This window comes from Flavobacterium sp. LK-23 (assembly GCF_058135255.1).
In genome coordinates this window covers 77068-90460 of record NZ_JBYUVT010000011.1, presented here as the reverse complement: position 1 = coordinate 90460, position 13393 = coordinate 77068, and the positions used below count along the sequence as shown (strand labels likewise).

Genomic DNA, 13393 nt, shown 5'->3' with positions numbered 1-13393 from the left:
TTAAGAACAGTAAATGTATTTTTAATCTTACAAACAATTAAATTTTTTAAGATTATGAAAACTAAATTATCAGTTATTTTAGCCCTTTTTACCTTTTGTTTTGCAAACGCACAAGAAGATCAAGCTGAAGCTGAAATGAATTCTGCAAAAGGTGTGACTTTTCAACAAGGAGATATGTTTCTTGAAGGTTCTATTAAAATTAGTACAGGCGGTGACGCAGATTACTATGGCTTTAGTCCAAAGTTTGGCTATTTGTTAAATGATAAATTTGCAGTTGGAGCCAAATTAAATTACTCAAGTAATAAAGTAGAAACTACTCAGATAGAAACTAATGTTTTTGGAGTTGGCGCTTTTGCTCGTTATTATTTCTTGGAGTTAGACAAAAAACGTTTTAAAACTTATGCTGAAGTTGGTTTGGGTTATGGAAGAAACAAAACTGAAGCTCCTCAAGTTGGCAGCGATACAGACAATAGCTTAACAGCTGACATCAATGTTGGATTAAATTATTTTGTGACTAAAAATATTGCAGTAACTTTTGTTCTAGCAAATGTTTTGGCTTACAATAGCGTATCTCCAGAAAATGGTCCATCGTCTGATACTTTTCAATTAAACATCAACTTATTTGAAAACATTTTCAATCAACCTCAATTTGGAGTTTTGTATAGATTTTAATTTTTTTTTTTGCGATTTAACGATCGAAAAGCTGTTTCAATTTGGAACAGCTTTTTTATTTGTCAAGAAATTCTATTGATTTTTGAATTTTCTTAGGACAGAAGTGTTCCGCATATTCCTAATCCAATAATCAGATATAGGGCTCCAATAATAAAACAAACCTTTGCTCCATTAGGACTATTTTTCTTAACTGCAAAACCAATGATCGTCATTAAAATTGGTGGGCCAACCATTATCGCTACAAAAATTGCGACCAAACCACTTAAATTACCTACTTCTAGCGCTGTCATATTCTTATATGTTAGTTCTTAATTCTTCTAATCTTTTTACTTTATCATCTCTGTAAAACAAATTCATGGTTTCAAAAGGAATTATTTTATTATCCTTATTGACAATATGTACGCATGATTTTTTTATTGCTCTAACATCAAAATTATAGGCATCAATAAACTGCATGATAATAATTCTAAACAGATTGTCATATCCTAATTCTGGTGCATCAATATTAGGAAGACAGCATAATATCGATTTCAAGTTTTCTTGTGCTACTTCTACAGAATTTCCTGTACTAAACAAGTCTATCATTTTGCCGCGAAGCACTTCATCCTGCTCATAAATAATAGTGTTTTTACTATTGTCTAATAAATCGTTTGGATTAATATATCGCGTTAACGGAAAAACTTCGTCTCCTAACTTCAACGCATAGCCCATTACTAAAGCATCAGGATTACAGGGAACAGGAAGCAAATCATCTGAATTAAAGACAGTCGTTTGCTCCAGAATTTTTCTTCTAACTTCGGTTAATGTCATGCGATCTGTTTCTAGGTTAAAGTTCTCCAATCTACCCGCTATTTGAGTCGGCTGAAATGTAACGCCTCGAACGCATTTTTGCTTTAGTGCAAACTCAACAATTTTACCTATTTCATGATCATTTAATCCTTTTTGAAGCGTAACAACCAAAGTGGTCGACAAATTAACTTCATTTAGATTTTCTAATGCCTGTTTTCTTATTTCGCTTAAATCGGCTCCACGCAATTCTTGCAAGACACTATCTTCAAAAGAATCAAACTGAAGATAGATTTCAAAATCTGGAGCATGGCTTTTTAGCCTCTGAACGAATTCTTTGTCTTTTGCAATTTTAATTCCGTTTGTGTTTAGCATTAAATGCTTTATCGGAACTGATTTTGCATAATCCAAAATTTCAAAAAACTCAGGATGTATGGTTGGTTCTCCTCCACTAATCTGCACTACATCGGGTTCTTTTTCATTTTTAACAACCGTATCGAGCATTGCTTTTATTTCTTCAAGAGTTCTGTGTCTCCCATAACTAGGCGATGAACCAGCATAACAAGTTGGACATGTCAGATTGCAGCGATCTGTAACCTCAACAACTGTAAGGCAAGAATGCTGTTCATGATCTGGACATAAACCACAATCGTATGGACAACCATAATCCGTTTTTGTATTAAAAGTATACGGCATCTCAGATGGTTTATTGTAGTTTCGGATATTCTTGTAATACTGAATATCGTCAGCTATCAAAACCTTAGAACTTCCGTGTTCCGGACATCTTTTAAGCATGTAGACATTCTCGTCTTCAAAAACAATTTTAGCATCAATTCTCTTTAAGCATTCTGGACAAAGGCTTAATGTAAAGTCATAATAAGTATATTTTCTAACTGGCATTTTTTACAAATAAATTTAAAATTGTTTTGTTATAATAGAGCAGACAAATCAAACATAAAATCTGAATCGAACTTATTCCAAAAATCAGGAAATAATTGGGTTTCAGAAATTCTACAAAAAAGCGAAATGCAAAATAGGCAATCATAAAATACTGAAATATAAGTCCGTTTTTTATATTTCTGCTTTTTAATTTCTTCAGAACAAAAAGCAAAATAATCAGAAAAATTAATTCGTACAAGGCGATTGGATGCCTCATAATATTGTCGCCAAGATTCATACCCGTAAAAAAATTTGTTTCTTTTCCATAAGTAAACTCATTGGTTCCAGATAAAAAACAGCCTATTCTACCTATAAAAATTCCTAGAATAATCGGAAAGGTAAACAAGTCGCCCGATGATTCTTTTTCTCCTATAATCTTCTTAGCAATTTCAACGCCCAAAAGTCCGCCAAACAATCCTCCCATAATGGTCTTCGCATTGAAGAGTTCTAAAATTGATCTTGCATCAAGATGAAAAACAGGATTTTCTAGAAAACCCATAATTCTAGAACCCAAAAAAGCTCCAATTGCAGCTCCCAATATAATGGATAATCTATTGGAAGAAACAATAGTATCATTGGTTCTTTTTCTCAAAAAAACATAATAACGATATCCTAAAAAAAATGCCAGATATTCTAAAACTAAATGGATATTGATTTCATAACCAAAAATAACTGGTTCAAAAGGAAACTTCATTTTTTACGCTAAGATTTAGTACTATAATTCTGTAAAGATGCGAAAAAATGTTTAAATTCATTTGACTTATAAAGTAAAAGCTGTTCTAGTTTAGAACAGCTTTTTTATTTCAATAAATTTTGCTTTTATTATGCTGATGGCTGATTTAGAGACCACCCATCCAAAATTAGATTTTGAATAAATCTATCATTATCAGTACCATCATGTAAATTATAAACATTCTCTTTTGCCACAAAAAAATGAGTGAGTTTATGCGATCCATAAAATCCCCCAAAAAGAATGGAAAAAAAACCTGCTATGAAAAGAAACACGCCTAAAGTCGAAATATAATAAAACAAAAGTCCCAATAAAAGTGGAACTATCATGCATGTTATTAATCTGGATTTACTCACAGATTTATCATGAATTTCTTTGCATGACGCACATCTTGGAATCCCAATTAATAATTTTGAATATTTTACGGATCTATACACAATAAGATTAGTACGGTCGTCAGTAACATAAAGTGCTACAAAGTGAGTGTCTTTCATGTTTTGTATTTGCGATTCTTCGCAATATGCACATGTAGTTTCTTTAGGTTCAAATCTTTTTTCATATTCATTGAAAGTGTAGTTATCAATCATATAAGGTCTTTTATAACTTAATAATGTTTCTATATTACCTTTCAAAAGTACCTTTTCATATTTTAATAATTAAAAAATACCAAAAACTGTATCTTTGAATCTCTACAAAAAAAAATTAGAATCTCAGCAAATCAGAACCTTAGAATCTTAAAAAAAATGCTTGACGAAACTCCAAAACGATTTGACCGAATTGTAGCTATTCTTATTCAATTGCAATCTAAAAAGATTGTAAAAGCACAAGAATTAGCCGATCGTTTTGAATGTAGTTTGAGGACAATTTATAGAGACATTCGAACTTTGGAAGCTTCGGGAGTTCCTATTTATAGTGAAGCCGGAGTTGGTTATGCATTGATGGATGGTTATCGACTCCCGCCAGTAATGTTTACGCGCGAAGAAGTAAGCAGTTTTATTGCTGCCGAAAAATTAATGCAAAAATTTACCGATCCTTCTTTGGGAACGCATTACGCTTCGGCGATGTACAAACTGAAATCGGTTTTAAGAAGTAACGACAAAGATTATCTTTCGAGCATCGAATCTAGAATTGTAATGCAGGATGCAGAACCTATGTTTAATGATAATTCGCCCAATACTTTGGCTGTTCTTTTTGAAGGAATTGCAGAGAAAAAACAAATTCTTTTAACTTATAAAACTTTTGACAAAGAAGAAACTACGCAACGAAATTTAGAACCTGTAGGTGTTTTTCACGATAATAACAATTGGTATTTTCTAGGTTATTGCCATCTTAGAAAAGACTATCGCCAGTTTAGAACCGATAGAATTCAGGAAATAAAAAAAACAGAGCTTGATTTTACAATCGAACATGATTCTCTAGAAACATATTTGACCAAAACCGAAACGATTCCGACAACAAAAGTTCGAATTTTGGTTCAAAAAAAAATAGCACGATACTTAGCCACAGAGAGGAAATACCACGGTTTTATTTCTCAAAAAGAAGTAGGCGACGAAATCGAAATGACATTTATGTCTCATAGTTTGCAAGATGGTTTTCCGAGATGGTTTTTAATGTTTGGAGATTATGCCAAAATCCTAGAACCAGAATCTTTAAAAACTAGAGTTTTAGAATTATTAGAAATCAATAAAAAAAGACTTTTATAAAAAACTCCCAAAGAGAATTTCAGATTCTATCTTTGGGAGTTTTTTTAATTATTGCATAGTCTTAATTACATTATAAAAATTATAATCGGTGTTTGAAGCATCTGTAATTCCGACATTTCTCCCAATTGTTACAATCTGACCGCGATGATACGTTCCATGATTGATAACTTGGATTAAATATTCGGAAATGGGCAATTCGCACTCAAACCACGGATTTACGATTTTAACTTCTTTCATTAAATCTTCTTCAGATAATGAGTTAATAAGATGTTTCAATTTTGTAGACGAATTAAGCAATCTGGCAAATATTTCTTCTTTCGACAATTCGTTTTCAGGCTTCTTTTCTGCCAAATCATTTTCAGAAATTACCGAAAACCAATATTCTTCCGTAGACCAGATATGATCAAGTGTTTTCATAATAGTAGAAAAGCTCGACGGCACTTCTGCATAAAGCAATTCATCTGATTTCGGCGAAAGCCAATTCACAAATTGTTGATTTACCCACAAATTATAATCTGCATAATTTGACATTATCTTCTTTAAACTCATAATCTTAGTTTTAGATTTCTGATATTAAGTTAGTAAAAAATCATTAATTATCTCTCCCAGAAAAACGGTGGCTCGATATTTAAAGCTCTTAAATAAACGTAAGCTTGTCCGCGATGATGCACTTCATTATCAATAAAATATAGGATATTCTGAATTACAGGAAATTCATATTGTCCAAAAAGATTAAAGGTCTCGCTAAAATCCTCAACCGATAATTGTTCCCAATATTTATTGATTTCTTCTGTAGCTTCATCCCATTTTTCCAAATATTGCGCTTTGAAAATCAAATTGTCTTTTCCTTCTGAAAATGCTTCAGTTTGTTTAGTCACAATTCCTTTTAATCCTGGAACTGCAATAGCTAAAAGTTCATCTACCAATTTTGCAAAAGGACGCATTCCGCCAATTGAAAATTCGAAAAAATCTTTCTCCGGAAAAATCTCAATCAAACGACGTGTAAGTGCTCTGTGCCCTTGCCAGTGTTTTAATAAATCTTCTGAAGTAATAACTTGTGCTTCTAATGTTTTCATGGTTTTAAAGTTTAAATATTTTTAATACTTCAAAAGTAAAATGGGCCAGTGACAACAGTTTGTCAGCAGCAAAAAATAAATGAAATTTTTTTTACTGCTGACAAACGTAGAGACGCACTGCAGTGCGTCTACACACATTATGTGTTAAACAATGAGTATATACAGGACGTAAGACGCACTGCGGTGCGTCTCTACAATATAAACGTTCGATAAAAAAACTTAGAACCTTAGCATCTCAGAATCTTAGCATCTTTAAAAAAATCCTTTGTACCTTTGCACCTTAATAACTTTGGAACTTAACAGAAATGATAGAAGATAAAAATCAGCAGAGAACCAGTATAGCGCAATTGGGCGAATTCGGTTTAATTGAACATTTAACCAAAAACTTTGACGTTACTCAAGAATCTACTTTAAAAAGTATTGGCGATGATGCTGCTGTTCTTGATTTTAAAGACAAAAAAGTAGTCGTTTCTACCGATTTATTAATTGAAGGAGTTCATTTTGACTTGGCTTATATGCCTTTGAAACATTTAGGATATAAAGCAGTTGTGGTAAATGTATCAGACATTTGTGCCATGAATGCAAAACCGACTCAAATTACAGTTTCGGTTGCGGTTTCTAATCGTTTTCCGCTTGAAGCTTTAGAAGAATTATTTGCAGGAATTACACATGCCGCAAAAGAATATAAAGTTGATGTTATTGGCGGAGATACAACCTCATCTCAAAAAGGATTAATTATCAGCATCACTGCAATTGGTGAGGCTGACGAAAACGAACTGGTTTACAGAAACGGAGCCCAAAAAACAGATTTATTGGTTGTAACGGGAGATATTGGTGCGGCTTATATGGGATTGCAGGTTTTGGAACGCGAAAAACAAGTTTTTCAGGTTAATCCAAACAATCAGCCCGATTTAGATCCATATACTTATTTGGTAGAACGCCAATTGAAACCTGAAGCACGAAAAGATGTTCGCACCCTACTTCATGCTTTAGACATAAAACCAACGGCAATGATTGATATTTCAGACGGATTATCTTCTGAAATTATTCATATCTGTAAACAATCTAAAGTGGGTTGTAATTTATATGAAGATAAACTTCCGTTAGATCCGCAGTTTATTTCTACTTGCGAAGAATTCAATATCGACAGTACAACAGTTGCCATAAATGGCGGTGAAGATTACGAACTTTTATTTACGATTGACATTAATGATTTTGACAAAATAAAAGGAAATCCGAATTTCTCTGTTATCGGACATATGGCAGAAGAAAATGAAGGAATTCACCTTGTAACCCGCGCCAACACAAAAATCGCTTTAAAAGCACGCGGATGGGATGCTTTGACGGAATAGTTTTGAGTTTTCAGTCTCGGTCGCAGTACGCAGCAACAACATAACTTAAAATCCTATCAGATTTAAAGAACCTGATAGGATTTTTTATTACTAAGTTTTGTTTTAAAAATCTAAAATCTGAACTCTAAAGTCTAAAATTTTAAAACAGTCCTTTGCTTTTTGCCTCTTTAACCAAATCTTGATCAGAACCACTTTTTATTTTTAGCAAATCCATTAAATGCTTTTTTCTTTTTTCTACCGCATTTAATGAAATCGGAATAACCTGAAGCATTTCTTGAATTGAAGTTCCTTTTTCTAGATGAATTAATATCTGTTTATCATATTGATCGATCTCTATTGCATTATGCGTAGATTGATTCAGCATTTTTACAACCGACTGGCTATAATATTTTTCATTTTTCATTACTTTATCAAAAGCCAGAAGTAATTCGTCAAAAGTAAGGTCATTTTTAATGATCAATCCGTTTGGCTGAATTGTTCTGATAATGGTTTTAATTTTCAGCAATTCGGTATACATCGTCAAAAGAATAATCTTGCACGAAGGCATTTTTTTCAAAAGTAATTTTGCCAGATCTTCACCCGAAAATATCTCTTTTTCTTCGTAAGGAGGCATACTGATATCCAAAAAAGCGATATCAAACTCAGGCGTGCTATTGCTTTCAATTATATCATAACCAGATTTGCAGTCATGCGCCTGTGAAATTAAGAACTCATATTGTTTTGGATTATAACGAGTTATAGCATTTTTATAGCCTTCAATAATAAATGGATGGTCATCTACTATTAAAATATTCTTTCTAACTAATTGTGGAACTGAGGCTGTTAAATCAAATGTCATTATGCAGGTTATTATTTGGCTCTATTGGGACTTTTATAGTGAGAATTGTTCCTTCTCCTTTGGCAGACTTTATCGTAACTGTACCCTTACACTCTTTCGCTCGATATTCTATATTATGCAGACCAATTCCGTTTTTGGTCTTATTGGTATTAAATCCAATTCCGTCATCTTCAATGGTTAAAACCAAATTATTGTTTTCGTTTTTAAACTCCACTTTTATAATATCAGCATTGGCATATTTATTACAATTTTGGAGTCCTTCCTGAACAATTCGATACAAATTGATTTTTTCAATATTACTTATCGAATCCCATTTAATATCAGGATCAAAAGTAGTAATCAGCTTCGAACTATACGTATTTCTTTGATCTTCAAACAGTTTTCCTAAAATAGAGACAAAATTATTAATTAATTCTGACTTTTCTCTATTTAAGTCATGCGAAATTTCTCTAATATCCTGCTCTACATTTTTTAGTTCTGTAAGATACTTTTTTCTTTTAAAAACAGCTTCTTCTTCGTCTAGTTTATCCAAACTATCCAAACTTATTCGAATACCAAACATTCGTCCTAAAACGCCATCGTGCAGCTCTTGTGCAACTCTTTTCTTTTCTTTTATTCTTGTAAGCTCAATTTCATTTTGCTGCGAAATCATCAAATTGTAAATATCTTCATTTGCAATCTGTTGCTGCTGTTTAAAAAGCAATTCTCGATTTCGGGCTTGCTGTGTTTTGTAAACATAAAAAAACAGTCCGAGCAATGTACAAATACTAAATACATAAACCAAAGTTTTATTTTTTTCCTGAAGATTGGAATTTTGGTCTTTAATTTCGTTGGTTTCGTATTCAATGCGAGAGAACTTCTCTCCCATTCTTCGTTCTGCTTTTAACAATTTGTCATTTAACTGAATATATTCTTTCGAATATTCCGATGCATTTTTAGGATCAACGACAGCTAACTGTTTTAAGGCTTCAAGTGTGTTTCTTAGTTTATTGGATTTTTTAGAGAGGCTTAAAGCTTCCTGAGAGAGTTTAATTGCCTGAAAAGTATCTTTTTTAATGGCATAAAATTCAGACAGATGTATTTTGTTTAAAATTATTCCCGATGTCAAATTTAAACTGTCTCTAATTTTCAGCGATACATAAAATTGTTTTGGAATATCTTCAAATTCATTCATTTTAATTTTTGAGTATGCTAGATTATCTAACAGCATGGCATACAACGATGTACTTTCTTGAAATAAATTCTTTTGTTTGAGACCTTCAGAAAAATTTTGTTTTGCATTTTTATAATTTTTCATACTTAAATACACAAAACCAATATTATTAAGTGAAGTTGCCTTAAGCTGAAAATCTGACGGAATCGAGGGATCTTTTAAAATCGCCAATGCTTTATTATGAAACTCTAAAGCTTTATTATATTCTTCACGCTCATTATACAATATTCCTAACAGATTATAACATTGATAGAGCAGATCGCTTACATTTTTCTGGTCCTTAAGTATTTTCAGCGCTTTAAAAATGGTAATTTCACTTTCAAACAAATCACTTCCTTTAAACTGAAGATCGGCTTTACTAAAATAGGTTTTAGCTAAATTAATTTTATCATCAATTTGCTTGTATATTTTTTCTGCCTTGAAGTAAACTAAAAAAGCGCTATCTGAAACTGACTTTCGACTATAATAATCTCCAAGATAAGTATACGCTTTTGCTAAATTTATCGAATCGCGACTATTTAGGGATCTTGTTACAATTAATTTAGAAATACGGCCATACGACTGTAAATCGTTCATATTATAGTATCTATTGGCCACTTTAAATAAATTTACTTTATTTAAAGAATCATCTTTTTCACTTAAGATAATTGCCAATGCTTTTTCATTATAATCCTCTTTAAGCTTACGAGATAAATCAATATCGTTTGCCAATGAGAGATAAATAGATAGGCTATCTTTAGAAGGATTTAAATTTTTATAAAGGTTATCTTTCTTGGTACAACCAAATAAAATTAAGAATAGAAGCAATACTATTTGGCTATATTTTTTCAAAAGATTTTGATTTTCATCAAAAATAACAAAAGTATAGATACAAAAAAAGGCTATCAATTGTTGATAGCCTTTTCTTATATTTTTATTTTTTAACTTTTAGTCAAGTTTTCTATTTAAAGTAGATAATTGAGAGTCAGAATTAACTCCACCAATATTTGCAAAATCTGATTTTCTATCTGGAACTGTTTTTTGTCCTCCATCTATAGGTAGAAAGCTATCACGTTTTCTGTCTGGAACCGTTTTTTGTCCTCCATCAATTGGAGTAATAATACTTAATGTTTCACTTGGACGAGCAGAAGTTGTTGGGTTTGCAAAAGAAGTTGCAACTATTACTAATGAGAATAATCCGAATGTTAAAGCTGTTTTTTTCATGACCTGAGGTTTTATGTTTTGTATTATTTTTTTTGGAGATGATTCGTTGTTTGTTGCGAATCAGAGTGTAAAACTAATACTGAGGTCGAAAAAAATTTATACGAAAAAATGAGTTTGTGGTAGATCGTACCCAATTGATAGTCAATGGATAGCAAATTAATGTAATCGCCTAATTTTTAGACTTCTAGATAATTTCCTGCTGCAAAATCGGCAATAATCTGCTCTACATTTCCTCGATAGGTTTTAGAAAAAGGAATCTTTTTAGTGGAGTTTTTTATGTAACAGATTGAGTTTCCGCTATGAATCCTTGAAATGTAATTTCGATTAATTACATAACTGTTATGAATACGGATAAAAGGGTATGTCAAAACACTTTCAAAATGCTTTAAAGTTTTAAACGCCGTAATCATTTCGCCAGTATTTAAATAAATATCTGTCGAGTTATTATCGGCTTGGAAATAACAAATATCTTCTGCATTTAAATATCGATAATCGCCATATGATTTTATACAAATCGTTAAGGGTTTTTGAATGTTTTGCGGAATCGTTATTTGATCTATAACAAGAGAAGAAGGTTCTTCCCTAAACGGAGAAATTTGCATCTCTAAATTGGCTCTATTGAGTTTTAAAACTGTTTTTAAAAGATCGTTTGATAGAATTGGTTTTAAGAGATAATCAAAAACGCCATATTGAATAGCATCAAAAGCTTTGTCTTTTTGTTTTGTGGTAATAATAATTTTGGGAATCTGCTGCAAAAAACGATGAAGCTCGCTAATAAAAGTCAAAGACAAATGACTCGCAGCATTTTGGGGCTCGATCTCAAGAAAAATCAAAGCCGGCTGGTGCTCTAAAACCAAATTTAAACCGTCTTTAAAATTGGATGCCGATGCCATAAAAGATAATTCTGAAAAACCTGAAGCGGTTGTTTGAGTTTTCAAAATACTCTCAGCGTCATCATCAATTATAATATACGAATACTTTTTCAATTTCGGTTTTTGTTGGTTTTCTCACTACGCAATCATAATCAAAAAATCGCTTTTATTTGATGTAATGAAGAAAAAAATTGCTCTTGACGGTATTACAAATTTAAAATTACAGATTTAAACATTTTAAACACTTCATTGTTAACACATTAAACTCAAATGTTAATACATAAAGATGAAATGCAAAAAAAGCCGATAAAATACCTCCTTTCTAAAATCAAAAATCCCAAACTCCGTTACGGAATTTGGGATTTCTATACTAAACTGTAAAGATTACATTTTCATTAACCAGTTTTTCATCGAAACTTCGTTTTCGATAATACCTCTTAATTCAGTAATTTTTACACGATCTTGTTTCATTGTATCTCTATGACGAATTGTTACTGTTTCGTCTTCAAGAGTTTGATGATCTACTGTAATACAGAAAGGTGTTCCTAAAGCATCTTGTCTTCTGTAACGACGTCCTACAGCATCTTTTTCATCATAAGCCACATTGAAATCCCATTTCAAATCTTCAATGATTTTTCTTGAAACTTCTGGTAAGCCATCTTTTTTAACCAATGGTAATACTGCTGCTTTAGTTGGCGCTAAAACTGCTGGCAATTTTAAAACTGTTCTTGTAGAACCGTCTTCTAATGTTTCTTCTTTTAATGAAGTGGCAAAAACAGCCAAGAACATACGATCTAAACCAACAGAAGTTTCTACTACGTAAGGAACATAGTTTTCGTTTAATTCAGGATCGAAGTATTGTAATTTTCTTCCAGAATATTCTTCGTGTGCTTTCAAATCGAAATCGGTACGAGAATGAATTCCTTCTAATTCTTTAAATCCAAATGGGAAATTAAATTCGATATCAGCAGCTGCATTTGCGTAGTGCGCTAATTTTTCGTGATCGTGAAAACGGTAATTTTCTTTTCCTAATCCTAAAGATAAATGCCATTTTAGACGCGTTTCTTTCCAGTACTCGTATGATTTCATTTCTTCTCCTGGACGTACAAAAAATTGCATTTCCATTTGTTCGAACTCACGCATACGGAAAATAAATTGTCTTGCCACAATTTCATTTCTAAACGCTTTACCCGTTTGAGCAATTCCAAAAGGAACTTTCATACGACCCGATTTCTGAACATTTAAGAAGTTCACAAAAATACCTTGAGCCGTTTCCGGACGCAAATACAAGTCCATTGCATTTTCTGCAGAAGCTCCTAATTTTGTTCCGAACATTAAGTTAAATTGTTTTACCTCTGTCCAGTTTTTAGAACCCGTTTCAGGATCAGCAATTTCAAGTTCTTCGATCAAAGCTTTAACATCAGCCAAATCTCCGTTTCCTAAAGAACGACCTAAACGCTCTCTAATTTCTTTTTCTTTAGCCAAATATTCAATTACACGAGCGTTTGTAGTTACAAACTCTTGTTCGTTGAATGCATCGCCAAAACGAGCTTTTGCTTTGTCAATTTCTTTTTGCGCTTTTTGGTGAATTTTTTCAGCATGATCTTCAACCAAAACGTCAGCTCTATATCTCTTTTTAGAATCTTTATTATCAATTAACGGATCATTGAATGCATCAACGTGACCAGAAGCTTTCCAAGTTGTTGGATGCATCAATATTGCAGCATCAAGGCCGACAATATTTTCATTCATCTGAACCATTGATTTCCACCAATATTCACGGATATTCTTTTTCAATTCGACACCGTTTTGTGCGTAATCATATACAGCACTTAAACCATCGTAAACTTCGCTTGACGGAAAAATAAATCCGTACTCTTTTGCGTGCGAAACCACATTCTTAAATATATCTTCTTGTTTTGCCATAGTGATGCAAAAATATGAAAAGTGAATTTAAAAAAAAGAAAAATAGCCGAAGATTGCCCGATTTTCTATCTGAAAATAGAAAA

14 protein-coding genes are annotated in these 13393 nt (G+C 32.2%); 3 read left to right on the top strand and 11 right to left on the bottom strand.

The genetic code is table 11. The features are described 5' to 3' along the window. Positions 1-54: 54 nt before the first annotated feature. Positions 55-672 carry an outer membrane beta-barrel protein gene (locus tag AC3Y25_RS16355; protein WP_489903464.1) on the top strand — a complete coding sequence of 206 codons (618 nt, stop codon included), beginning with the start codon at positions 55-57 and terminating at the stop codon, positions 670-672. Between the two features lie 92 nt (positions 673-764). Here the strand turns inward: AC3Y25_RS16355 and AC3Y25_RS16350 are convergent, their stop codons facing one another. From AC3Y25_RS16350 to AC3Y25_RS16335, 4 genes are all read right to left on the bottom strand, one after another. Continuing rightward, positions 765-962: a hypothetical protein gene (locus AC3Y25_RS16350; protein WP_095928472.1), complete on the bottom strand. Its 198-nt coding sequence runs from the start codon at positions 960-962 to the stop codon at positions 765-767. Positions 963-966: 4 nt separating this feature from the next. Next, complete coding sequence (locus tag AC3Y25_RS16345; RefSeq protein ID WP_489903463.1) at positions 967-2358, bottom strand: radical SAM protein; 1392 nt, start codon at positions 2356-2358, stop codon at positions 967-969. Continuing rightward, entirely contained in the window at positions 2348-3091 is a 744-nt protein-coding gene (locus AC3Y25_RS16340; RefSeq protein WP_489903462.1) for a prolipoprotein diacylglyceryl transferase, read from the bottom strand. Before AC3Y25_RS16340 ends, AC3Y25_RS16345 begins: the two co-directional genes overlap by 11 nt. A 128-nt stretch (positions 3092-3219) precedes the next feature. Next, entirely contained in the window at positions 3220-3714 is a 495-nt protein-coding gene (locus AC3Y25_RS16335; protein ID WP_489903461.1) for a hypothetical protein, read from the bottom strand. A 156-nt stretch (positions 3715-3870) separates the two neighbouring features. Here AC3Y25_RS16335 and AC3Y25_RS16330 point away from each other — a divergent pair, with 156 nt between their 5' ends. Next, entirely contained in the window at positions 3871-4830 is a 960-nt protein-coding gene (locus AC3Y25_RS16330; RefSeq protein WP_427875527.1) for a helix-turn-helix transcriptional regulator, read from the top strand. A 48-nt stretch (positions 4831-4878) separates the two neighbouring features. On the opposite strand, the gene AC3Y25_RS16325 is transcribed toward AC3Y25_RS16330, so the two are convergent. Together AC3Y25_RS16325 and AC3Y25_RS16320 are read right to left on the bottom strand one after the other, a co-directional pair. Then, positions 4879-5379, bottom strand: coding sequence for a DinB family protein (locus AC3Y25_RS16325; RefSeq protein ID WP_489903460.1), 501 nt, complete (start codon positions 5377-5379; stop codon positions 4879-4881). A gap of 47 nt (positions 5380-5426) precedes the next feature. Then, entirely contained in the window at positions 5427-5906 is a 480-nt protein-coding gene (locus tag AC3Y25_RS16320) for a DinB family protein (protein WP_095928477.1), read from the bottom strand. A 305-nt stretch (positions 5907-6211) separates the two neighbouring features. Here AC3Y25_RS16320 and thiL point away from each other — a divergent pair, with 305 nt between their 5' ends. After that, positions 6212-7258 (top strand): thiamine-phosphate kinase, encoded by a 1047-nt coding sequence (thiL, locus tag AC3Y25_RS16315; protein ID WP_489903459.1) that lies wholly within the window; start codon positions 6212-6214, stop codon positions 7256-7258. Between the two features lie 139 nt (positions 7259-7397). Here thiL and AC3Y25_RS16310 read toward each other — a convergent pair whose 3' ends face one another. The 5 genes from AC3Y25_RS16310 to AC3Y25_RS16290 all read right to left on the bottom strand — a co-directional run bounded on the left by AC3Y25_RS16310 (position 7398) and on the right by AC3Y25_RS16290 (position 13310). Beyond that, a complete protein-coding gene (locus AC3Y25_RS16310; RefSeq protein WP_489903458.1) occupies positions 7398-8096 on the bottom strand; it encodes a response regulator in 699 nt (232 codons plus the stop codon). Continuing rightward, entirely contained in the window at positions 8086-10140 is a 2055-nt protein-coding gene (locus AC3Y25_RS16305; RefSeq protein WP_427875531.1) for an ATP-binding protein, read from the bottom strand. The genes AC3Y25_RS16310 and AC3Y25_RS16305 overlap by 11 nt, the downstream gene beginning before the upstream one ends. A gap of 96 nt (positions 10141-10236) precedes the next feature. Further along, complete coding sequence (locus AC3Y25_RS16300; RefSeq protein WP_427875532.1) at positions 10237-10512, bottom strand: hypothetical protein; 276 nt, start codon at positions 10510-10512, stop codon at positions 10237-10239. A gap of 176 nt (positions 10513-10688) precedes the next feature. Then, positions 10689-11498 (bottom strand): LytR/AlgR family response regulator transcription factor, encoded by an 810-nt coding sequence (locus AC3Y25_RS16295; protein WP_489903457.1) that lies wholly within the window; start codon positions 11496-11498, stop codon positions 10689-10691. Between the two features lie 270 nt (positions 11499-11768). Then, the gene (locus tag AC3Y25_RS16290; RefSeq protein ID WP_250834831.1) at positions 11769-13310 is read right to left on the bottom strand and encodes a glycine--tRNA ligase; all 1542 of its coding nucleotides are present in this window, start codon (positions 13308-13310) and stop codon (positions 11769-11771) included. Positions 13311-13393: the final 83 nt, after the last annotated feature.